The organism is Microbacterium flavescens, from assembly GCF_018588945.1.
GTDB classification, from domain to species: Bacteria; Actinomycetota; Actinomycetes; order Actinomycetales; family Microbacteriaceae; genus Microbacterium; species Microbacterium flavescens.
In genome coordinates, this window is the sequence record NZ_JAFIWA010000006.1 from 26,222 (window position 1) to 48,908 (window position 22,687).

General features: G+C 67.3%; 18 protein-coding genes. 7 read left to right on the forward strand and 11 right to left on the reverse strand.

Features of this window, described 5'->3' with window-relative positions:
- Window positions 1–85: 85 nt before the first annotated feature.
- Window positions 86–1,846 carry an aa3-type cytochrome oxidase subunit I gene (ctaD, locus tag JX005_RS12320; RefSeq protein ID WP_214467848.1) on the forward strand — a complete coding sequence of 587 codons (1,761 nt, stop codon included), beginning with the start codon at window positions 86–88 and terminating at the stop codon, window positions 1,844–1,846.
- A 61-nt stretch (window positions 1,847–1,907) separates the two neighbouring features.
- On the opposite strand, the gene JX005_RS12325 is transcribed toward ctaD, so the two are convergent.
- The gene (locus tag JX005_RS12325) at window positions 1,908–2,789 is read right to left on the reverse strand and encodes a manganese catalase (protein WP_214467849.1); all 882 of its coding nucleotides are present in this window, start codon (window positions 2,787–2,789) and stop codon (window positions 1,908–1,910) included.
- A gap of 150 nt (window positions 2,790–2,939) precedes the next feature.
- Window positions 2,940–3,668 carry an MBL fold metallo-hydrolase gene (locus JX005_RS12330; protein WP_307858576.1) on the reverse strand — a complete coding sequence of 243 codons (729 nt, stop codon included), beginning with the start codon at window positions 3,666–3,668 and terminating at the stop codon, window positions 2,940–2,942.
- Between the two features lie 268 nt (window positions 3,669–3,936).
- Here JX005_RS12330 and JX005_RS12335 point away from each other — a divergent pair, with 268 nt between their 5' ends.
- Entirely contained in the window at window positions 3,937–4,734 is a 798-nt protein-coding gene (locus JX005_RS12335) for an SDR family oxidoreductase (RefSeq protein WP_214467851.1), read from the forward strand.
- 21 nt (window positions 4,735–4,755) lie between these two features.
- Here the strand turns inward: JX005_RS12335 and JX005_RS12340 are convergent, their stop codons facing one another.
- From JX005_RS12340 to JX005_RS12370, 7 genes are all read right to left on the reverse strand, one after another.
- A complete protein-coding gene (locus JX005_RS12340) occupies window positions 4,756–5,304 on the reverse strand; it encodes a type 1 glutamine amidotransferase domain-containing protein (RefSeq protein WP_214467852.1) in 549 nt (182 codons plus the stop codon).
- Window positions 5,305–5,425: 121 nt separating this feature from the next.
- The gene (locus JX005_RS12345) at window positions 5,426–6,304 is read right to left on the reverse strand and encodes a rhamnogalacturonan lyase family protein (RefSeq protein WP_214467853.1); all 879 of its coding nucleotides are present in this window, start codon (window positions 6,302–6,304) and stop codon (window positions 5,426–5,428) included.
- Window positions 6,225–8,567, reverse strand: a complete 2,343-nt coding sequence (locus JX005_RS12350; RefSeq protein ID WP_214467854.1) for a rhamnogalacturonan lyase family protein — start codon at window positions 8,565–8,567, stop codon at window positions 6,225–6,227. Before JX005_RS12350 ends, JX005_RS12345 begins: the two co-directional genes overlap by 80 nt.
- 467 nt (window positions 8,568–9,034) lie before the next feature.
- Window positions 9,035–10,480 (reverse strand): DUF1254 domain-containing protein, encoded by a 1,446-nt coding sequence (locus tag JX005_RS12355; RefSeq protein ID WP_214467855.1) that lies wholly within the window; start codon window positions 10,478–10,480, stop codon window positions 9,035–9,037.
- A gap of 141 nt (window positions 10,481–10,621) precedes the next feature.
- Window positions 10,622–11,197 carry a TetR/AcrR family transcriptional regulator gene (locus JX005_RS12360; protein WP_214467856.1) on the reverse strand — a complete coding sequence of 192 codons (576 nt, stop codon included), beginning with the start codon at window positions 11,195–11,197 and terminating at the stop codon, window positions 10,622–10,624.
- Between the two features lie 75 nt (window positions 11,198–11,272).
- Window positions 11,273–11,626: a hypothetical protein gene (locus JX005_RS12365; protein WP_214467857.1), complete on the reverse strand. Its 354-nt coding sequence runs from the start codon at window positions 11,624–11,626 to the stop codon at window positions 11,273–11,275.
- A gap of 73 nt (window positions 11,627–11,699) precedes the next feature.
- Window positions 11,700–13,313 carry an MFS transporter gene (locus tag JX005_RS12370; protein WP_307858577.1) on the reverse strand — a complete coding sequence of 538 codons (1,614 nt, stop codon included), beginning with the start codon at window positions 13,311–13,313 and terminating at the stop codon, window positions 11,700–11,702.
- 94 nt (window positions 13,314–13,407) lie between these two features.
- Here JX005_RS12370 and JX005_RS12375 point away from each other — a divergent pair, with 94 nt between their 5' ends.
- The 5 genes from JX005_RS12375 to JX005_RS12395 are packed head-to-tail and all read left to right on the forward strand — an operon-like array spanning window position 13,408 to window position 21,416.
- A complete protein-coding gene (locus JX005_RS12375) occupies window positions 13,408–17,109 on the forward strand; it encodes a nitrate reductase subunit alpha (RefSeq protein ID WP_214467858.1) in 3,702 nt (1,233 codons plus the stop codon).
- A complete protein-coding gene (narH, locus tag JX005_RS12380; protein WP_214467859.1) occupies window positions 17,109–18,800 on the forward strand; it encodes a nitrate reductase subunit beta in 1,692 nt (563 codons plus the stop codon). The genes JX005_RS12375 and narH overlap by 1 nt, the downstream gene beginning before the upstream one ends.
- Window positions 18,797–19,417 carry a nitrate reductase molybdenum cofactor assembly chaperone gene (gene narJ / locus JX005_RS12385; protein ID WP_214467860.1) on the forward strand — a complete coding sequence of 207 codons (621 nt, stop codon included), beginning with the start codon at window positions 18,797–18,799 and terminating at the stop codon, window positions 19,415–19,417. Before narH ends, narJ begins: the two co-directional genes overlap by 4 nt.
- A complete protein-coding gene (gene narI, locus JX005_RS12390) occupies window positions 19,417–20,199 on the forward strand; it encodes a respiratory nitrate reductase subunit gamma (protein ID WP_214467861.1) in 783 nt (260 codons plus the stop codon). The genes narJ and narI overlap by 1 nt, the downstream gene beginning before the upstream one ends.
- On the forward strand, window positions 20,196–21,416 hold the full coding sequence (locus JX005_RS12395; protein ID WP_214467862.1) for an MFS transporter: 1,221 nt from the start codon (window positions 20,196–20,198) through the stop codon (window positions 21,414–21,416). Before narI ends, JX005_RS12395 begins: the two co-directional genes overlap by 4 nt.
- 21 nt (window positions 21,417–21,437) lie before the next feature.
- Here JX005_RS12395 and JX005_RS12400 read toward each other — a convergent pair whose 3' ends face one another.
- Both JX005_RS12400 and JX005_RS12405 read right to left on the reverse strand, forming a co-directional pair.
- A complete protein-coding gene (locus tag JX005_RS12400) occupies window positions 21,438–21,770 on the reverse strand; it encodes a cupin domain-containing protein (RefSeq protein WP_214467863.1) in 333 nt (110 codons plus the stop codon).
- Window positions 21,771–21,900: 130 nt separating this feature from the next.
- Window positions 21,901–22,677 carry an alpha/beta fold hydrolase gene (locus JX005_RS12405; RefSeq protein ID WP_214467864.1) on the reverse strand — a complete coding sequence of 259 codons (777 nt, stop codon included), beginning with the start codon at window positions 22,675–22,677 and terminating at the stop codon, window positions 21,901–21,903.
- Window positions 22,678–22,687: the final 10 nt, after the last annotated feature.

Here is a 22,687-nt window from a genome sequence, read left to right on the forward strand (position 1 = left end):
GGGCGCGTCAACCCCTTTCTCGTCGGAGCGCCCAGCGTCCTACGGTCACGCTGGCGTGATGTGCGCACCTGCGAGGAGCTGAGCCATGGCCGTTGAGACACCACCCGTAGCCCCGTCCGATCGCCCCACCGTGCTGCCGCCGCGACAGGCGGCGCTGCTGAGCGCGACGCGCGTCGAGCACAAGGGCAACATCATCGTGCGGTGGATCACCTCCACCGATCACAAGACAATCGGCTACCTGTATCTGATCTCGTCGGTGCTCTTCTTCCTCCTCGGCGGCGTGATGGCGCTGCTGATCCGTGCTGAGCTCTTCGAGCCGGGGATGCAGGTCCTACCCACGAAGGAGCAGTACAACCAGCTGTTCACGATGCACGGCACGATCATGCTGCTGATGTTCGCGACGCCGCTCTTCGCCGGTTTCGCCAACGTCATCATGCCGCTTCAGATCGGTGCGCCCGACGTGGCGTTCCCCCGTCTGAACGCGTTCGCCTTCTGGCTCTTCCTCTTCGGGTCGGTGATCGCGGTCTCGGGCTTCCTCACCCCGCAGGGCGCGGCCTCCTTCGGCTGGACCGCCTATCGACCACTGGCGGACGACACGTTCACACCGGGCGTCGGCGGCTCGCTCTGGTTCCTGGGGCTCGGCATGAGCGGCTTCGGCACGATCCTCGGCGCCGTGAACTTCATCACCACGATCATCACGCTGCGCGCTCCCGGCATGACGATGTGGCGGATGCCGATCTTCACGTGGAACACGCTGATCACCAGCATCCTCGTCCTCGTCGCGTTCCCCGTGCTGGCGGCGGCCCTCTTCGCCGGCGCGTCCGACCGCATCCTCGACTCGCACATCTACGATCCGGCCAACGGCGGCGTCCTGCTCTGGCAGCACCTGTTCTGGTTCTTCGGGCACCCGGAGGTGTACGTGATCGCGCTGCCGTTCTTCGGCATCGTGTCGGAGGTCTTCCCGGTGTTCAGCCGCAAGCCCATCTTCGGATACAAGACGCTCGTCTATGCGACGATCGCCATCGCGGCACTGTCGGTCGCGGTGTGGGCGCACCACATGTACCCGACGGGCGCCGTGCTGCTGCCGTTCTTCGCGCTGATGACCATGCTGATCGCGGTGCCCACCGGGGTGAAGATCTTCAACTGGATCGGCACCATGTGGCGCGGCTCGGTCACATTCGAGACGCCGATGGTCTTCGCGCTCGGCTTCCTGGTGTCGTTCGTGTTCGGCGGGCTCACCGGCGTGATCCTCGCGTCGCCGCCGCTGGACTTCCACCTCCACGACTCCTACTTCGTCGTCGCGCACTTCCACTACGTCGTGTTCGGCACGGTGGTGTTCGCGATGTTCGCCGGCTTCTACTTCTGGTGGCCGAAGTTCACGGGGAAGATGCTCAACGAGCGCCTCGGCATGGTGCACTTCTGGATGCTGTTCATCGGCTTCCACATGACCTTCCTCATCCAGCACTGGTTGGGTGTCGAGGGCATGCCCCGCCGGTATGCGGACTACGCCTCGGAAGACCGGTTCACCTGGGAGAACCAGGTGTCCACGGTGGGGGCCATGCTGCTCGCGGCGTCGATGCTCCCGTTCCTCTACAACGTGTGGATCACGGCCCGGAAGGCGCCGCGCGTGACGGTGAACGACCCGTGGGGATATGGCGCATCGCTCGAGTGGGCGACCTCATGCCCGCCCCCGCGCCACAACTTCACGTCGATCCCGCGCATCCGCAGCGAGCGTCCGGCGTTCGACCTGAACCACCCCGAGGCGGGGATCCCCGTCGGCGTCGGCCCGGCGAAGGACGCCCCCGACGCACCGACGACCGATGCCGCGACCGGCGAGACGAAGTGAGGGAGCCACGTCGAGCGACGCGAAAGGCCCGGCCTCGGCCGGGCCTTTCGGCATCCACTCGTCACTCCTTGTTCATGGCGTCCTGAACGGTGCCCGCGGCCTTCTCCACGATGTTCGGGATCTCGGTCGTGCCGTAGAACCGGGAATCCGGGTGCGTCGGAGGCGGTGCGGGGACGCCCGCCGGCGGCTCGGGGACGTACGAGAACTCTCCGTGCCCGTCCGGCGTCGGACCGCTCGCCCATCGCCCATCGCCGGCCATCGCGCCGTTCGAGAAGTTGATGTACTGGTACGACACGTCGCGGTGCTCCTTCTTCAGCGGGAAGTTGCTCGGCACGGGAAGCGCCTCGACGCCTTCCTCCATGAGCTCTGCGGCGGCTGCCAGCCACTGGTTCTGGTGCATCGTGTCGCGGGCGAGCAGGAAGGCGAGCAGGTCTCGCACACCGTGGTCATCGGTCATGTGGTACAGCCGCGCGACCTGCACCCGCCCCTGCATCTCCGCGTTGGCGTTCGCCTGGAAGTCGGCCAGCAGGTTGCCGCTCGCCGTGATGTACGAGCCCATCCACGGGTTGCCGTTGCTGTCGACGGCACGCGCGCCGGCGCCGGCGACGATCCCGTGCTGCACGTCGGTTCCACCGACGATCGCTGCCACAGTCGGGTCGTCCTGCACCGCGTCGTCGGTAATGCCGAGAGGAGCCTTCTCGAGCAGCTGGGCGATCATGATCGCCAGCATCTCGACGTGCCCCATCTCCTCGGCGCCGATGCCGTAGACGAGATCGCGGTACTTGCCGGGGATGTGCATGTTCCAGGCCTGGAACTGGTACTGGAGGGCGACGGTGATCTCGCCGTACTGACCGCCCAGCACCTCCTGGAGCTTGCGAGCGTAGACGGCATCGGGCTTCTCCGGCGTCGCCGTGTGCTGCAGTTCTTGTCGGTGGAAAAACATGTCTCTCTCCTCATCCGGCCGCGGTTCGGAAGCGGCTGAGGTCCTACCCAAAGGAAGGCGACTCGATTTCGTCACCCGGCTTGCCATCGCCCGCGTCGCGGCGTAGAACCCGCGAGGCGCCCAGGACGACGCCGAGCGACCCCCGCCGAGTCACGCCGCCCCGGCGCGCAGCGCCTCCGCGACCGCGGATCGTGCGCCGGCGGCGTAGGGCAGGCCGTGCCCGGGCAGCACCAGCGCGGCATCCGTGTCGGCGATCTTTCGGAGGCTCAGGAGATTCGCCTCGACGTCGGCCGTTGCCGCCCGCGCGACCAGGCGCGGTCCGGTGCGGCCGGTGTAGGGGTCGAGAGTCACCAGCGCGTCTCCGGTGAAGACCACGCCTCGATCGGGGAGGTGGAACGCGCAGTGCCCGTCGGTGTGACCCGGCGTCCAGATAGGCACGGGTGCCCCGGGCACATCCATCGGCTCCCCGTTGCGCACGTCGGTCCTGGCTTTCACGCCCTCCACCCACAGGGCCCCGGCAGCCGTCATCGGCCCGAGCGTCAGGAGCGCCTTCGGGTACCGGAACGGGTAGCGCAGCGGCGACGACTCGCGACGATAGCGATACGGATGCCTCGCCAGTTCGCGGTCCAGTTCATGAACGTGAGAACGCCGCCGGTACTCGCTGAACAGGCGCTCGCACATGCCCACATGGTCGAAGTGGCCATGGGTGAGCAGCACCGCCTGCACGTCGCCCGGGCCCGCATCCAACGCGCGCAGCGCCCGTTCGAGCAGCGACCACATCCCGGGCAATCCCCCGTCGATCAGGATCACGCCATCGGGCGACTCCACGAGATAGCAGTTGACCCCCGCGCGCTGCAGGCGCGTGACTCCCGGTGCCACGAGGTCGATCCGCGAGCGGGCGCGCACCCCCGGCACATCGTGGGGGCCGGTGCCCGTAGCACTGCCGCCGCGACTTCCTGTAGACGATCGATCGCTCATGGCCGACATGGTCAGGTGGCGCGAATCAACCGACCAGGGGCTTGTCAGACCGCGCGTCGCGTCGTATGAGCGGCGGATGGAACGGCCGACAGAGCTGACCGCCGAAACGGCGCCAGGGCGATTGTCAACCCTGTTCCGGGTCGGTCGGACGGCCGGTCATCCTCGCCGCATGACATTCCAACCCACTCGCGCCATCGTGACCGGCTCTGACTCAGGCATCGGAAAGGCGGTCGCCGTCGCGCTGGCGGCAGCCGGCATGGATGTCGGCATCACCTGGCACTCCGATGAGGAAGGCGCGCGCGACACCGCGCGCGAGGTCGAGTCGCAGGGCCGGCGGGCCGTCGTGCGGCGCCTCGATGCGACCGAGGTGCCCGGATGCGGCGACGTGATCGACGACCTCACGACCGAGCTCGGCGGCCTCGACGTCTTCGTGAACAACGCCGGCACCGGCCACAACGCCCTCTTCGTCGAGCTGACGCTCGACCAATGGCGCCACACGGTGAGCGTCGATCTCGAGGCGGCGTTCATCTGCCTGCAGCGCGCGGCGCGCCACATGCAGCGTGGCGGTCAGGGCGGACGCCTCATCGCCATCACGAGCGTGCACGAGCATCAGCCCCGCGTCGGATCGGCGGCCTACGATGCGGCCAAGCACGGCCTGGGAGGTCTGATGAAGACAATCGCCCTCGAGCTCGGACGCGACGGGATCACCGCCAACTCGGTCGCGCCCGGCGAGATCGCGACCCCGATGACCGACCAGGAGGACGAGGACCCGCGCGGCAAGGATCGCCCCGGGGTTCCGCTCGGCCGCCCGGGCGACGCGCGCGAGGTCGCGGCTGTGGTGGCCTTCCTCGCCTCCCCTGACGCCGCCTACGTCACGGGAGCGTCCTACGCGGTGGACGGCGGCATGCTCCAGATGGGCCCGCAGGCCGGTTCCCACATCGAGTCGGACGACTGGCGTCAGGTCTGACGCACCCGCCGGGCGGCGGTTCTACGCGGACTGCGCGGAGTGCCGCCCCTCGGCGATCTCCTCCACGACCTTGGCGTTGAAGGCCGGCAGGTCGTCGGGGGTGCGGCTCGAGACGAGGCCGTCTTCGACGACCACCTCTTCGTCCACCCAGGTGGCACCGGCGTTGCGCAGGTCGGTCTGCAGGCTCGGGTAGCTCGTCAGCGTGCGTCCGTCGACGACCTTCGCCTCGATGAGCGTCCAGGCGGCGTGGCAGATCGCCGCAACCGGCTTCTGCTGCTCGAAGAACGCACGGGTGAAGGCGACCGCGGCGCCGTCCATGCGCAGGTGATCGGCGTTGACGACTCCGCCGGGGAGCACCAGCGCGTCGAAGTCGCCGGCATCGACGTCGGCCGTCGTCGCGTCCACGGGCTGCGTGTGGCCGTTCTTGCCCGTGATCTCGCCGGACTCCGGAGCGATCATGACAGCTGTGGCCCCGGCATCCGTCACCGCCTGCCAAGGAGAAGTGAGCTCGCTGTCTTCGAATCCATCCGTCGCGACGAAGGCGACGCGCTTTCCGTTCAGATCGGTCATGGTTCCACGCTAGGAGCGGGGAGCAGGCGACCCGAGGGGGTTGACAGCCTCCGCAGCACGCACCGACGCCCAAGGGGGCCGGTCCGACAGGACCGACCCCCTCGAACGTCGCGCTGCCGGGCTACTTCACCAGGACGAAGGTCACGATCGTGACGTTGCCTGCCACGTCGTACACCTTCAGCTCGTTGCTGCCGGCCTTGCCTCCGAACTTGCCCACCTGGAGGTTGTTGACGACGGCCGTCGTCCGGTCGGCCAGGTCCTCCTCGACGCCGTTCAGAACGACCTTGTCGATCTTCCCCGCGTCGAAGAGCTTGAAGGAGACCTTGCTGTAGACGCCGTCCTCGCCCTTGGACGACGGCATGACCGTCACGGTCGGCTTCTTCGTGTCGGGCACGAGGATGTCGGTCCGCATCGAGGGCAGCTCGGCCTCGTCGCCCAGGTAGAAGCTGGCGAAGCCCATCTGGTCGTAGCCGTTGTTCTTGTTGGCCACGCCGTTGCGGTACATCGGGTCGTGCATCAGCGTGCGGATGCCGTACTCGGTCGGCGCCAGGGTGGTGATGATGCCCAGGCGGTTGCCGCTCGCCCGCAGGACGAGCTCCTCGCGCCAGTCGCCGAGCAGGTCGGCCTTGAGCGTGGGGGTGCTCTTGTTGCCGGTCGACGTCATGCCGGTCGCCAGGTAGGACGACGGCGCGAACGTCAGGTCGTTGATCGTGTTGATCGTCGCCCCGTTGACCGCCATGTGCGTCAGCCCACCGCCGAACCAGATGGCGTTCTGGCCCTGAGCGATGCCACGAGCCGTGTTCGTCGTGGTGAGGATCTCACCCGTGACCATGCTCCGCACCTCCCTCGTCGCCGCACCCGAGCCGGCTTGCGCGCCGGGCCAGCGGTTGGAGAAGTTGCCCGCAACGCTGCCCTCGTCATCACTCGCCTGGTACACGCCCCACGGGAGCGAGTTCTCGTAGACGACCTCGCCGTTCTCGTCGAGCCGCTTGCCCTTCATCGGGTCGTAGCCCGCCGGTCCGGGAATCCAGCCGAGGTGGTGACCCGTTCGCAGGTCGTCGAGAAGGTGCTCCTCCATGCCGCCATTCGCGGATGTTGTTGTCCTTGTCGACCGGCAGCAGTGCCCCTCGATCGCCGTGACGCAGCGGAGCCCACACGTTGAGCGGGTTGTTCCGAACCTCGTCGGTGGCGAACTGGAACTGACCGACGACCGGCGGCACGCCGTCCAGGCCCTCGATGGTCGGCATGACGTCGCCGTTGAGCACCTTGGGCAGGATCTTGGTCTTGTCGGCGTTGAGCCCGAGGACCATCGCCTTCAGAACGACCTCATCCCAGCCGTCGCCGTCCAGGTCGGCCGACTTGGTGTCATGGTTTCCGCGGTTCTGGTAGTCGTAGGCGCTGCCGCCCAGCGACCAGTACTCGGGGTCGGCCGAGTCGAAGTTCGCCTGCAGATTGACCTGTCCGTCCTCGATGTTGAAGGCGGCGAGGGTCGTCCGGTGGTAGTACCCGCGCTGCGAGACCGCGTACTTGTTGACGCCGTCCAGTGCAGCCACGACACCGACGTAGCGGTTGGCGCGGTTTCCCTGCGCGTCGCCGTACGAGGCTGCCTTCCACGGATGCTCCAGCCAGTAGGCCTCGGACTCGGCCATGATCTGCGCCTTGTAGTCGCTTGCCGAGCTGCCGGCGCCTGGGCCGGGGAACGCGAGGTACGAGTAGTTGCCTCGCTGGGTGGCGGGGGTCATGGCCCAGTTCTCACCGTCGACGCTGGCCTCGTATGGGAACGGGTACTTCTCGCTGTCCACGAGCACTCCCTCGCCTGCCTCGGCGTCCCACTCGAACGCGGAGAAGAACTCCTGGTCGTCCTTCGCGGGGCCGATGGGACCGACGTGGTACGTCTTGATCCAGCGCTTGATGGCCGGGTCGTTCGGACCGTCGTTGCCGCCGCCCGCTGTGGGGCTGCGGTACGAGATCGCGAAGCTGTTCAGCAGCGACCAGTAGGTGTCGAGCGCCTGATCGTCACCGGTGGAGAAGTACTCCTTGAACTTGTCGGTGGTGGCGTTCAGTCCGTCCTGGCCGCCCACGACTCCCGAGTCGGGGTAGACCACGGACTGCGTCGCCTCGTCCCAGTTGCCGATGCGCGTTCCCAGTGCGGTCTTGAGCATGAGTTCCGACTTGCCGTCGCCGTCGAAGTCCTCGGCGAACAGCGTCGTCTCGTGGTCGTTGGCGGCTCGCACGTTGTAGCCCATGTCGATGCGGAACAGCAGCGTGCCGTCCTGCTTGTAGGCGTCGATGTACTCGGGGGCGGTCGTGGTGTTGCCACCGCCGAAGATGGGCTCCGAGTACATCGGATCCTGCTGCGTGCTGCGCCACTTGACGACGACCTCGTACTCGCCGTCTCCGTCGAAGTCACCCACCGTCATGTCGTGCGTGGAGTACGCGCTGCTCTGCGAGGTGTGGATCGCGCCCGCGCCGGTCTTCGCATAGGGGAGCGACTGGCCGGCGTCGAGGTTCTCGACGTACTTGATGAACTCGCCCTCGAGCTCGTCGTACAGCGCTTCGGTGATCTTGCCGCCCACCAGGCTGTTCGTCAGCGGACGAGGACTCTCGTACGTCGCCACACCGAGCGTGTTCGGGGTCGTGTTCTTCTCGTTGAGTTCGGCGACCCAGGTGTCGAGCTGCTCCTGCGTGACGGTCGTCTGCTCCTCGTGAGCCGACCGGAAGCCCCTCAGAAGGTCCATGTCGACGACGTACCAGTTCTGGCCGCCGGTGCCGGGGATGACCATGTTGGCCGCATTCAGGTTGGTGCCGGGACCGAACCGGTTGCCCTCGCCCCGATAGGTGAAGTGCGCGAGCGGCACGGGTGCCGGCGCAGGCTTCATCGGGATGTAGTGGACGGCACCGCGATTCGCCTGGCCGGCTCCGCCGGGGAGCGCCGACAGCATCGACACGCTCATGCCCTGTCGATCGCCTTCGACCCCGTCGATGACCGGGGCGACCTCGTAGACCGAGGTGATGGTGCCATCCGGGTCGGTGTAGTTCGAGGGGGTGACGTGCTCCTTGACGACGCCGGGGTTGGCGTCGTAGTCGCTCTCGGGCTGCACGTCCCTCGGGGCGATGCCGGCGATCTTCACGAACCCCGCGTCACCGTCCTTGCGGTAGACGTTCCACGAGAGGCCGTCGGGCTCATCGCCGAGGAAGCGCCAGCTCAGGAAGACGCCTCCTGGCACCTGCGCGGCGACCAGTCCGCGAGTGAGGCCCTCCACCGGGCGAAGGTCGGGTTGGGGTCCCGCTCCCGCAGCCGGGGGGCCGAAACCGAACAGCGAGACGCCAACCGCCACCGCCAGTGACAGTGGCGCGAGCGAGCGCAGTGTCTTTCGCATTCTTGATTCTCCTCTTCGAGTGATCTCAGTTCGCGAGGGAGCGTGCCAGGACCACCTTGTCGGGCAACCGCTTTCCGGCCATGATGCCCCTTTGCGCTGCCGAGCGCAAGAGTCAGCTTTTAACGTTTCACCCCTGGTCGAGACTTTCTGAGAAAACGCTTCCTAACGAGGCTGTTCGGGAGTAGCGTTCCGGCTCGGACGGCCGTCGGCTCGTTGGACCGGGCGTGACAGCCAGCAGATCAGAGTGGATCGAACTGGAGGAGTACCGATGCTGACGTCACAAGAGAAACCCGCGACTCACATCCCCAGGGTCGCGGGGCTTCGCGGCGGCGTCGGGGCGCGGCATCCGCTCAGTTCTTCTCGCGAGTGATCTCGGGCAGCCGCCACGTCATGTTGAACCAGGGCTCGAGCGGACCGTAGAGCCTGAGCAGCGGCCACCACGACTTGCCCGGGAGTGTGGGGATCCAGTTGGACTCCTTGCCCTCCGGGGCGACCGGGGCGAACCACAGCACGTGGGAGCCGTCGTCCTCCGGCTGGAGCGCTTCGGACAGGCTCGACACGGCGGGGAATGGCGCGGACTGCAGCAGTGACCGTGTCTGGGTGTCGTAGACGTCGATCGCCCAGAAGTTCTTCGCAGGCGCGTCCGCCGGAATGGTGAGCGTGTAGGTGGCCGCTCCGTCGAGAATGGCGCCGTCGGAGTCCTCGGCTGTGTAGAGGTAGGCGGAGCCCGCTCCGATCTGGGCGTGCGCCATCGCCGGCGTGATCACGGTCGCCGCGTAGTGGAAGAGCGTGCGTGCGTCGAGGTTGCGCGCGCCATCGCTCAGGAACTCGTAGCTTCCGCCGACGAAGCCCTCCTTCCACGAGGAGCCTTCCCACCGGAACGACTGTGCGTTCCTCGAGGCGTACAGCGTGGCCCGTGCCATCGCCGCACCTGTGCGAGCCGCATTGTCGAGAATCGCGCGGAGCCGGTCGTCGGGCTCGAACGGTGCACCGTGCGCGATGCCGAGCGAAGCCAGTGCTCCGGCACGCTCGGGGTCAAGGGATCCCGCCGGTTCCTCGGCGATGAGCTCCGCGATCTCTTCGAAGAACGAGTAGTCGTTGGCATGGACGGTGTTGATGGCCTGCTCGCCGATGTTCACGAACGTGTTCTCGGGTGCCGTGTCGGCGTCCTCGAGGCGGTAGATGCGCGACCGTTTGATGGCCGCGACTCCTGCGAGTGCCCGGATCACGAGGAAGTTCGTGAAGGTCGGGCTCTCGTAGACGTGATATCCCTCGGGTCGCTCGCCCTCGTAGCCCGGGGGGACGAAGAGGTACTTGCCACCCGCACCGCGATCGGGGCCCGCAATGCCCATGTCAGCGACGTAGCGGAACCAGAAGTCGTCCACGACGCACAGCGACTGCGGCGGCACCTCGATGACCGTGGGCCCCCACGCCTTGAGATCGAGGAACGTCACTCCGTAGGTCGTCTCGGTGTTCGGCGTGAGGAAGATCGGCGTGGAGGTGCACCTCGGGTCGGTGTAGCCGATCTTGTCTGGCGAGTCCACGCCGGCGGAGCGAAGCCCGCGCCGCATGGCGACGAGGGAGGCGCCGGGAACGGCGTCGAGGAAGGCTGTGATGCCGCGGACCATATCGAGCCCGTCGAAGATCGCCTGCCGCGACTCCCGCTGGGGCACACCGTCGAAGAACTCGAAGTCGCCGAACGGAGTCGACAGCCGGTCGGGCGTGGAGACGTGCGAAACCTCTTCGGCGAGCTGCTCGGCTGTGAGACCCGGTCCGTTGGTTGGCTCTGTTGCCATGCTCGTCTCCTCGTCGCTGGATGTCAGGCGATGCTTCCAGCATCCCCAGGCGGCGTCATCACCCGCGGGGTGTGAGGTCTGGGTGGCGACGGCGGCTGATCGTCCGAATTGCACCCGGCGGACCGGCGCAACGATGCGAGGTCAGTCGGTCAGCCCGCGCGTGATGAGGCGGTAGACGTCGTCCGCGACGGCGCGGTGGTCGACGCCATGCGAGACGAGTTGGACACCGGCGCCGAGGATCCCCTGGACGAGCGCCACAGCGGACTTCGACTCCGACAGCCCCAGGTGGGAGAGCACCCGGACGAGCGGCCTCAGCAGTGCGTCGTGCAGGGTCATCAGATCCTCGAGCCGACTCGGACTGAGATTCGCATCGCTGAGCGCCCCGGCGATCGCGTGCTTGCCAGCAGCGGTCATCTCCATGGTCGCGTCGATGAATCGGCGCAGCTCTCCGAGGCCGGGCTCGGCCCCGGTCAGCTCCTGCTCGATCTCGGCATCCCACTGCTCGATCGCAGCGATGGCGATCGCCACCAGCAGGTCGTCCTTGGTGGCGAAGTAGTCGTAGAAGCTGGAGCGCGCCAGCCCCGCCCGCTCGCAGACGCTGCGCGGCGTGACCGCTGCCAAGCCGGACTCGAGCAGGACCGCTTCGCCCGCGCGGACGAGAGCCGCCCGCTGCATCGCACGATGCTCGGCCACCGTCGGCGCAGAGATCTTGGGCATCTCGCAATTATGCGCGGCGGCCGCGTCCAAGTCGAAACCTCACCGGCGCCTTCGTTCGCGCCGGCTGTGCGGCGTTCACCGCCAGACGGTCGCGAGCAGGATGTTGACGACAGTCAGTCCCCCGATCACCGGGAGCACCCACGCGGCGACGGTTTCGCGCTTGCGATTGATGAGGGCAATCGCGATGATCGCGATGAGGACCACGAGCTTCACGGAGATCTTGACGTTGTTCACGTCGTTGCCCAGCGGATACTGCAGGCCGACGAGCAGCAGCCCGGTCAGGAGCATCGTCCACGCGCCATGCATCATGGCGGGCAGGATCCGGGCCTTGCCTTCGCGCATCGCGCCGATCTGATACAGGACACCGCCCAGCAGCGCGACGACGCCGATGATGTGCAGGGCGAGGATGACGTTCTTGAGGATCTCCATACACACACCTTACCGACACTGTGTCGGATAATTTACCGCTGCGAAACCGCGCCCGGGTTCGATCGGGGCGACTTCAGCTCTCCGTATCGACGACGACCGGGGCCTCGACGGCGGCCTCCGCGCTCCGTCGTCCCAGCGGGATCGTGGTGAGCAGCCCGACGATGAGAGCGCCGACAGCGACCCACGCGGCGACCGAGACACCCTGAGAGAGCGCCTCTCGAGCGGCGTCCGCGATGGGGGCGGTTGCGGGGTTCTCCGCCAGCTCGGCGATGAGTGCGCCAGCCGAGTCGGAGACCCCGACGACGAGGTCCGCGACGGCGGGGTCCGCCGCGATCTGGTCGCTCAGACGCGCCTCCGTCCCCACGCGTAGGGTCGTGAAGAGCGCGGTCCCCAGGACCGCAATGCCCAGGGCGGACCCGACCTGACGGGCGGTCGACTGGGTGGACGAAGCCTGGCCCGACTTGTCGAGGGGAACATCGACGAGGATCAGCTGAGTCAGCTGAGCAGTCGCGAACCCCACGCCCATGCCGTAGAAGAACAAGGGCACTCCGGTGACCCACAGGGTCGAGTCGGGGCGGATGAGGAGCGCCATCACCGCGAGGGAGACGATCTCGAGCAGGATGCCGAGGCGAACCATCTGCACGGGGGTCAGGTGCTTCCCCAGCGAGTGAATCGATCCGCTCGCCACGAACGACCCCACAGCGAGGGGAAGGAGTGCGAGGCCGGCCTGCAGCGCATCCATGCCGACGACGTACTGGAACCACAGCGGGAGCGACAGGATGAGCCCGAACTCGCCGAGTGAGACGGTCAGGGCGGTGACATTGCCGTTGCTGAACGAAGGGATGCGGAACAGCGTGACATCCAGCAGCACCGACTTGCCGGCGGTGACCCGCGATCTCTCCCGGAGGACAAGTGCGCCGAGGACGAGGACGGCGAGGACGAAGAGGATCGGGATGATGCTGAAGCCGCCGAGGCTGACCGGGGCGGAGTCGGTCGCCTCCCACCAGCCATATGCGCGTCCTTCGATCAACGCGAACACGAGCATGCCGAAGCCGAGGATGGACGCGCCCGCCCCGATCCAGTCGGTGAAGCGACGCGCGCCGAGCTGGCGGGACTCGGGGACGCAGATCAGCACTCCGATGATGACCAGGATGCCGAAGGGCAGATTGATCCAGAACGCCCAGTGCCAGGAGAAGGCCGATGTCAGCCAGCCGCCGAGGACCGGGCCGACGGCCGCCATGGAGCCGATGGTGGATCCCCAGACGGCGAAGGCGATGCTGCGCTCGCTCCCGCGGAAGGTGGCGTTCAACAGGGCCAGGGTGGTGGGCAGGATCATCGATCCGCCGACCCCCTGGAGCGCGCGGGCGGCGATCAGCCAGGTGCCGCTCGTGGCGAAGGCGCACAGGATGCTGGCGCCGACGAAAATGCTGAGCCCGATCACGAGCAGACGGCGTCGGCCGATCCGATCGCTCATCGTGCCCCACACCATCAGCAGCGCCGCGAACACGAGCGTATAGACCTCTTGCACCCATTGGACCTGCATGGTGGTGAGGTCGAGCGACTCGATGATGGCCGGCGTCGCGACGGCGACGATCGTGGCGTCCATGATGATGAGCGCCACGCCCAGCGAGATCGCGGCGAGCCCCCACCAGCGGAGGCGATGGAATCGATCGGTGTCGTGAATCACGAGAACCTACGATACCCTGTTTCCGACACAGTGTCGGAAAGAACCGGCGCGCGGCATCTAGCGCCGCTTCGGACTGGTCGCTATCGTCCTGAACATGACCCCCCACATCGGTGTGGACGGTCGAGCGTCTGATGCTCTCCTCGCGGCGGGCCGGTTCTTCACGAGGTGGGAAGAGACGCCCGATCACCGGGCGGCGTTCCTCGAAGGCGGTCGCGACGGCGATGCCTTCTACCGCGACAGGTGGAGCCACGACAAGGTCGTACGGTCGACGCACGGAGTGAACTGCACAGGGTCGTGCTCGTGGAAGGTGTACGTCAAGGACGGAATCATCACCTGGGAGGCCCAGGAGACCGACTACCCGAGCGTCGGCCCCGACCGTCCGGAGTATGAGCCACGCGGCTGTCCTCGGGGCGCCGCGTTCTCCTGGTACACATACTCGCCGACACGAGTGCGCTATCCGTATGTGCGGGGCGTGCTGCTCGAGGCCTTTCGCGAGGCGAAGGCTCGACTCGGCGACCCGGTGCTCGCGTTCGGCGAGATCTCGACCGATCCCGAGACGCGGCGCCGGTACCAGCGCGCGCGCGGCAAGGGCGGTCTCGTGCGCGCGTCCTGGACCGAGGCGGTCGAACTGATCGCGGCAGGCTATGTGCACACGATCAAGGAGTACGGACCGGATCGGGTGGCGGGGTTCTCGCCGATCCCTGCGATGTCGATGGTCTCGCACTGCATCGGCACCCGATTCACGCAACTCGTCGGCGGCGTGATGACCTCCTTCTACGACTGGTACGCCGATCTGCCCGTTGCGAGCCCCCAGGTCTTCGGCGACCAGACCGATGTTCCGGAGTCAGGGGACTGGTGGGACGCGACCTACCTCATGATGTGGGGCTCGAACGTGCCCGTCACCCGCACCCCCGACGCCCACTGGATGGCGGAGGTGCGCTACCGAGGCACCAAGGTGGTCACTGTCAGTCCGGACTACGCGGATAACACCAAGTTCGCCGACGAGTGGCTGCCGTGCCAGGCCGGGACTGACGCCGCGCTTGCGATGGCCATGGGCCACGTCGTGCTCAAAGAGAACTACGTGGACCGGCGAGTGCCGTTCTTCGTGGACTTCGCGCGTACGTACACCGACCTTCCTCACCTCATCACTCTGATCGAACGCGAAGGTGGCGGATTCGTCCCGGGCAAGTTCATGACCGCGGCGGACCTCGGCGGTACAGCGCCCGAGGACGCCTGGAAGACGGTGGTGATGGATGCCGCGACCGGCGCACCGCAAGTCCCCAACGGGTCTATGGGGTTCCGCTACGCCGAGTCCGGTGTGGGGCGCTGGAATCTCGACCTCGAGGATGTCGTGCCGGCACTGTCCGTGCGCGACGCGAAGGTCAGCGAGGAGGCCATCGAAGTCCTTCTGCCCCGGTTCGATTCCGCCGACGGATCCGGGGCGGTGCTCCGTCGCGGGGTTCCGGCCACCCGGGTGGGCGGCGTCGTCGTCACGACGGTGCTCGATCTGATGCTCGCCCAGTACGGGGTCGGGCGGGAGGGTCTCCCGGGCGACTGGCCTCGGGGCTACGACGATGTCGACTCGCCCTACACTCCGGCGTGGCAGGAGGAGATCACCGGGGTCCCTGCGGCGGCGTGCACGCGCATCGCCCGCGAGTTTGCCGCGAACTCGATGGAGTCGCAGGGTCGCTCGATGATCATCATGGGCGCGGGAATCTGCCAGTGGTTCCACGGCGACGCTACCTACCGAGCGATCCTCGCCCTCCTCATACTCACCGGTGCGATGGGCCGCAACGGCGGCGGGTGGGCTCACTACGTGGGTCAGGAGAAGTGCCGGCCGATCACGGGCTGGCTGTCACTGGCGAACGCGCTGGACTGGGCGCGCCCGCCACGGACCATGATCGGCACCGCCTACTGGTACATGCACACGGACCAATGGCGATTCGACGGCTACGCGGCTGACGCTCTCGCCTCGCCGCTCGCAGACGGCCACCTGACCGGCATGCACACGGCTGACACGATCGCGCAGGCGGCACGCCTCGGCTGGATGCCCTTCTACCCGCAGTTCGACGTCAATCCGCTCGACCTCGCCGACCGCGCCCAAGCGGCGGTCGACCGAGGAGAGGCGGCGAATGCGGCATCCTACGTGACCGGCGCGCTCGCGAGCGGCAGCCTCCAGACAGCGATCTCCGACGTCGACGCGCCACGCAACTGGCCCCGACTCCTGACCCTGTGGCGCTCGAACCTGATGGGATCCAGCGCCAAGGGGAACGAATACTTCCTCAAGCACCTGCTCGGCACCCACAGCAACCTGATGGCCAGCGACGAGGCGGCGGTCCGCCCGACCGAGGTCGCCTGGCACGACGACGTCCCCGAAGGAAAGCTCGACCTCCTCGTCTCCGCGGACTTCCGCATGACCTCGACGACCCTCCTGTCCGATGTCGTGCTCCCGGCAGCCACCTGGTACGAGAAGCACGACCTGTCCTCGACCGACATGCATCCCTTCGTGCATGCCTTCACACCTGCGATCGACCCGCCCTGGGAAGCCAGAAGCGACTTCGACATGTTCCACGCGATCGCCCAAGAGTTCTCGAGGATGGCGGTCACTCACCTTGGCACCCGCCGAGACCTCGTCTCCGTGCCGCTTCAGCACGACACCCCCGGCGAGACCGCGCAACCGGGGGGCACCGTCCGCGATTGGATGCGGGGCGATGTCGCCCCCATTCCAGGCAAGACGATGCCCCAGCTGACCATCGTCGAACGCGACTACACCGCAATCGCCGACAAGCTCGGCGCACTCGGTCCGCTCGCCGACGAACTCGGGTTCACCACCAAGAACGTGACCTACGACGTCGTGCACGAGGTCGACCGGCTTGCACACCTGAACGGCGTGATGCTCGGCGGGGCCGCCGACGGACGCCCCGCGCTCGACACGGACGTCAAGATGGCCGAGGCGATCCTCACGCTCTCGGGAACGACCAACGGAGAACTCGCCGCGCAGGGGTTCCGCACCCTCGAGAAGCGGGTCGGCAAGCCGCTCGCGGACCTCGCCGAAGGGTCGGAGGAGAAGCGGATCACGTTCGCGATGACACAGGCGGCTCCCGTCCCGGTGATCACCTCGCCCGAGTGGTCGGGTTCTGAGACCGGCGGACGCCGCTATGCGCCGTTCACCGTGAACATCGAGCGGCTGAAGCCCTTTCACACTCTCACGGGCCGCATGCACTTCTACCTCGACCACGACTGGATGCGAGATCTCGGCGAGGCACTGCCGATCTACCGCCCTCCGCTGGACATGCATCTCCTGTTCGGGGAGCCGAAGCTCGGACCCGACGGCGCTCAGCAGGTCGTGGTGAGATACCTCACTCCGCACTCGAAGTGGTCGATCCACTCCGAGTACCAGGACAACCTCTTCATGCTCTCGCTCTCACGCGGAGGACCGACTGTGTGGATGAGCCCGGCGGACGCCGCCTCCATCGGCGCGGCCGACAACGACTGGGTGGAGTGCGTGAACTCGAACGGCGTCCTGGTCGCGCGGGCGATCGTGTCCCATCGGATGCCGACGGGAGTCGTCTACGTGCACCATGCGCAGGAGCGCACGATCGACGTGCCCAAGTCGGAGGCGACCGGCCGACGCGGCGGCATCCACAATTCGGTGACCCGCTTGCTCGTCAAGCCCACGCATCTGATCGGCGCCTATGCGCAGCTGTCCTACGCGTTCAATTACCTCGGCCCTACCGGTAACCAGCGCGACATGGTCGCGACGATCCGACGCCGGTCGCAGGAGGTGACCTACTGATGCGTGTGATGGCCCAGATGGGCATGGTCATGAACCTCGACAAGTGCATCGGCTGTCACACCTGCTCAGTCACCTGCAAGCAGGCTTGGACGAACCGGGCCGGCACCGAGTACGTCTGGTTCAACAATGTCGAGACGCGGCCCGGCCAAGGGTACCCGCGCCGCTACGAGGACCAGGAGCAGTGGCGGGGCGGGTGGACGCTCAATCGCCGCGGACGAATCTCCCTGCGCACGGGGAGCCGCATGCGGCGGCTGCTCTCCATCTTCTCCTCCCCCGTGCAGCCGAAGCTCGAGGACTACTACGAGCCGTGGACCTACGACTACGAGACTTTGATCAACGCGCCACTGGGAGATGACTTCCCCGTCGCGAGGCCGAAGTCGCTCATCACAGGCGAGGACACCAAGATCACGTGGTCGGCGAACTGGGACGACGATCTCGGCGGGTCGAGCGAGATGGGTCACCTCGACCCGATCGTCGAGAAGGTGCGGCGCGAGTCGGAAGACAAGATCAAGCTCCAGTTCGAGCAGACCTTCATGTTCTACCTGCCGCGCATCTGCGAGCACTGCCTGAACCCGTCCTGCATGGCCTCCTGCCCGTCAGGTGCGATCTACAAGCGGGAAGAAGACGGCATCGTTCTGGTGGACCAGGATCGCTGCCGAGGCTGGCGACAGTGCATCACGGGATGCCCCTACAAGAAGATCTACTTCAACCACAAGACCGGCAAGGCCGAGAAGTGCACTCTGTGCTACCCGCGACTCGAAGTCGGGCTGCCGACGGTGTGTTCGGAGACCTGCGTCGGTCGCCTCCGTTATCTCGGGCTGTTCCTCTACGACGCAGACCGCGTGACCGAGGCGGCGTCGACGCCCGAAGAGCGCGACCTCTATGAAGCGCAGCTCGACCTCATCCTGGATCCGAGCGATCCCGCGGTGATCGCCTCTGCGCACGCTCAAGGGATTCCCGACGACTGGTTGGATGCCGCACGCCGCTCGCCGGTGTATGCGCTGGCCAAGAAGTACCGGGTCGCGCTGCCTCTGCACCCCGAGTACCGGACCATGCCGATGGTCTGGTACATTCCACCGCTGTCGCCGATCGTCGATCTGCTACGCGACCAGGGCCACGATGCGGAGTCGGCCGGCACCCTCTTCGGAGCCATCGACGCACTGCGGATCCCCGTCGAGTACCTCGCCGAGCTGTTCACCGCCGGGGACGCCGACATCATCACCGGGGTGCTGCTCAAGCTCGCCGCGATGCGCGCGTACCTGCGCGACATCTCCCTCGAGCGCGAGCGGGACGAGTCCATTCCCGCAGCGGTCGGAATGACGGGGGAGACGATCTACGAGATGTATCGCCTGCTCGCGATCGCGAAGTACGAGGACCGGTATGTCATTCCGACCGCCCATTTCGAGCGCGCGCATGAGCTCGAGGAACTCGGCTGCTCGCTGGACTTCGACGGCGGCCCGTACGCGAACGAGTCGGGCCCGTTCGGCGAGGCGAGCGGACGCCCCGTGCCGGTCGCCGTGGAGACGTTCCAGGCCCTCCAGGAGCGGCAGACGTCGGACACCAGAGCCGGTGAGCAGTCGATGCGGGGTCGGGTCAACCTTCTCAACTGGGATGGCAATGGAGCCCCACCCGGCCTGTTTCCGGCCCGCAGGACGGACGATCCGGATGCCGAAGCGGGGACCGGGCCATGAAGCGAGAGATCGTCTACCAGGCGGCATCGCTGTGCCTGAGCTACCCGGATGACACCGTACTGGGGGCGGCACGCCTGATCGCCGATGCCCTGCAGGAGGAAGCGCCGGCGGCCGCGGCATCCTTCGCTCCCCTACTGACCTGGTGGCACGAGACCCCGTCCGAACAGGTGCGGGAGGCGTACGTCGAGACCTTCGACATGTCCAAGCGGCACGCGCTCTACCTGAGCTACTGGACAGACGGCGACACCCGCCGCCGCGGGGCGGTGCTCGCCGACCTCAAGCAGAGATACCGGGATGCCGGACTCGCGCTGTCGGGGACCGGCGAGCTTCCCGACTACGTGCCGCTCGTGCTGGAGTTCGCGCGCCATCGCCCGGACGACGGCGCGGCGCTCCTGCAGGAGTATCGCGCCAGTCTCGAGCTGATCCGCATCGCGCTGACTGAACGAGGCTCGCCCTACGCCGATGTGGTCGCCGCAGTGTGCGCCACTCTCCCCGGTCGCTCACCTGCCGACCGGCAGCAGGCGATGGCTCTGGCGGCCGCGGGTCCGCCCACCGAGTCGGTGGGTCTCGACCCGCACGATCCGCGATTGATCCCGCTCGAACCGGCGGGGCGGTAATGACTCTGCTGCTGTGGGGGATCCTCCCCTACGTGATGGTGGGGGTGCTCGTCGGCGGCACGATCTGGCGCTACCGGTACGACCAGTTCGGCTGGACGACGCGCTCGTCGCAGCTCTACGAGTCGCGCCTGCTGCGCATCGGCTCCCCGCTCTTCCACTTCGGGATTCTCGTGGTGATCGTGGGGCACGTCGCCGGACTCGTGATTCCCCGGGCGTGGACCGACGCGCTGGGAATCTCGGACGACATGTACCACGTCGCAGCTCTCGGGCTCGGAACGATCGCGGGCATCGCAACCCTTGCCGGCGTGGTGATCCTTATCTATCGGCGCCGGACGACCGGTCCGGTCTTCATGGCGACAACGAAGAACGACAAGGGCATGTACGTGGTGCTCGTCGCGGCGATCGTCGCGGGCCTCGCCACGACGCTGCTGAGTGTCCTCGGGCCGCATCAGGAAGTCACCTACCGCGACACGGTAGCGCCCTGGTTCAGGTCGCTGTTCATCCTCCAGCCCGACATCCAGGCGATGGCCGCGGCATCCCTCGACTTCCAGATCCACACGCTCATCGGGATGGCGCTGTTCATGATCTGGCCGTTCACCCGGCTCGTCCACGCCTTCACGGCTCCCCTGCACTATCTCTTCCGTCCCTACATCGTCTATCGCTCGCGCGATGCGCGCCCCACGACCGCGCGTGCCATCCGAAGGGGCTGGGCGCCGGTGGGAACCTCCGATCGCACCTCGGACAAGGCCGCCGCAGCGAAGCCGCGACGGACACCCCGATGACACAGCAGGCGTCAGGCCCCATCGGCTCGGACGCACTCCCCGGGCGCGGACGGAATCTCTCGCTCGCGCTGTTGGCGTTCACGATCACGTTCTGGGCGTGGAACATCATCGGGCCCCTCGCGGTCCGCTACGCCGACGAGCTCGATCTCGACGCGACGCAGACCTCGCTCCTGATCGCGACCCCGGTGCTCGTCGGATCCGTAGGACGCATCCTGACGGGGGCGCTCACAGATCGGTACGGTGGACGGCTGATGTTCACCGTGCTCACCGCAGCCTCCGCGGTCCCGGTGCTCCTCGTGGCGCTCGCCGGCGCGCTCGGCTCGTACACGCTGCTCATCGTCTTCGGCTTCCTGCTCGGCATCGCCGGAACGACCTTCGCGATCGGCATCCCGTTCGTGAACGCGTGGTATCCGCCGTCCAAGCGCGGATTCGCGACCGGGCTCTTCGGAGCGGGCATGGGCGGCACCGCACTCTCAGCGTTCTTCACCCCACGCATGGTGGCATGGTTCGGCTACGCCGCGACCCATGTCATCATCGCGGTCGTCCTTCTCGTCGTGGCCGCTGTCATGTGGCTGATGATGCGGGACTCCCCGGTATGGACGGCGAATAAAAGCCCGGTGGTGCCGAAGCTGGCGGCCGCAGCCAGACTGGCCGTGACGTGGCAGATGGCCGTCCTCTACGCCGTCACGTTCGGCGGCTTCGTCGCCTTCTCGACGTATCTGCCGACGTACTTGAAGGAGGTGTACTCGTACGATCTCGCCGATGCCGGTGCGCGCACCGCGGGGTTCGCGATCGCCGCGGTGATCGCCCGGCCGGTGGGCGGGTGGCTCTCCGACCGCATCGGCCCGGCCGTGGTCCTCTGCATCTCGCTCGCCGGTGCCGCCGTCATGGCCGTCGTCATCGCTCTGCAACCGCCTCCCGAGCTCGCCGCCGGCACGTCATTCGTGCTCATGGCGATCGCTCTCGGACTCGGCACGGGCGCCGTGTTCACCTGGGTCGCGCAGCGTGCACCCGCAGAACGGGTCGGAAGCGTCACCGGGATCGTGGGTGCCGCGGGCGGTCTTGGCGGATTCTTGCCGCCACTCGTGATGGGAGCCACGTACAACGCCGAGTCGCACAGCTACGCGGTGGGTCTCGGGCTGCTCTGCCTGACTGCGATCGCAGCGCTCGGATTCACGATCTTCCTAGCGCGCCGGCAGAGGGTGGTCCAGGCGTGACGGCGACTCGTCACGATGGGTTCAGCGGATCTTGACCACCGTCAGGAGCACAACGGAGTCTTCGACAGCATCCAGCGAGTGCAATCCATCGGGAATCGTCATCAGGTCGCCGACGGATCCGTTCCACGAGACGTCGCCGGCCTTGAGAAGCACCCGCCCCTCGAGCACCTGCAGCGTCGCCTCTCCCGGGTTCTCGTGCTCGGACAGCTCCTGGCCCGCGCGAAGTGCGATGACCGTCTGCCGAAGCTGATGCTCGTGGCCACCGAACACCGTCTTGGAGCTCCGGCCGCTGGACGCTTCGAGCGCATGCGCCAGTTCGTGACGAGCGAGGGCGATCAACGATGTCTTCTGCATGCGGGTTGCTCCGTTCAGGGGCTGAGTGTCGTCCAGACGCTACGCCGCTCGTAAGGCGGTCAGTCGGCATCCTCGCGGAGCCCGCCGGTTCGCGCCAGCCCCGGGCCGGCTGCTTCGTCGCCTCGGCCGCTCAGAGCTCGCCGTGGAGCCAGCGCCGGATCCACTCGCGGCGAGCTCGGTGCGCCTCCACGGAGACGATCGCCGTCTCGACCACCCCGTCGAACGAGTGGAATCCCCCCGACCAGACGTGCAGCTCCGTGCTGACGCCGTGGACCCACAGCGCGCTCGCGAATGCGACGATGTCGTCGCGGAACAGCTCCGCGGATCCGCTGTCGAGGTAGGTGGGAGGCAGTCCGCTCAGATCGTCGCGCTCGCCGGGCGGCAGCATCCGGGATCCCGCCAGTGCGACGTCCCATCCCGTCGCGTTGCTGCGCGCGCTCCACGACGGATCGTCCGCGTGCTGACGCTTGGAGGCGGTCGGCCGCCGCGAGAGCATGGGGCAGATGAGCAGTTGGCCGTCGATCCGGACGCCGGTCTGACGACTGGCGAGGGCACTGGCGGCCGCCACTGCGCCGCCGGCGCTCTGCCCCGCGATGAGGACCCGGGTCGCATCGGCACCGGCCGCCGAGAGGACACGCAGAGCCGCGGCGACCATGTCGTCGAAGCTGTGCTCGGGTGCCAGCGGATATTCCACGCTCCACACCTCCAGCACCAGGTCGGCGGCGTGGCGGGCGACCACGTCGAGACCGTCAGTCCGAGTACCGGCGATGAGCCCGCCGCCATGCAAGAAGACGACCCTCCCCGAAGTCTCGGAGGCGGAAGCGCGCAGCGCGGTCACCGGAGTGCCATCGATGTCCAGCACGCGGGAGGACAGCCCGAATCGTGCGGCGAACTCCTCGGCGGTCAACCGCGTAGCC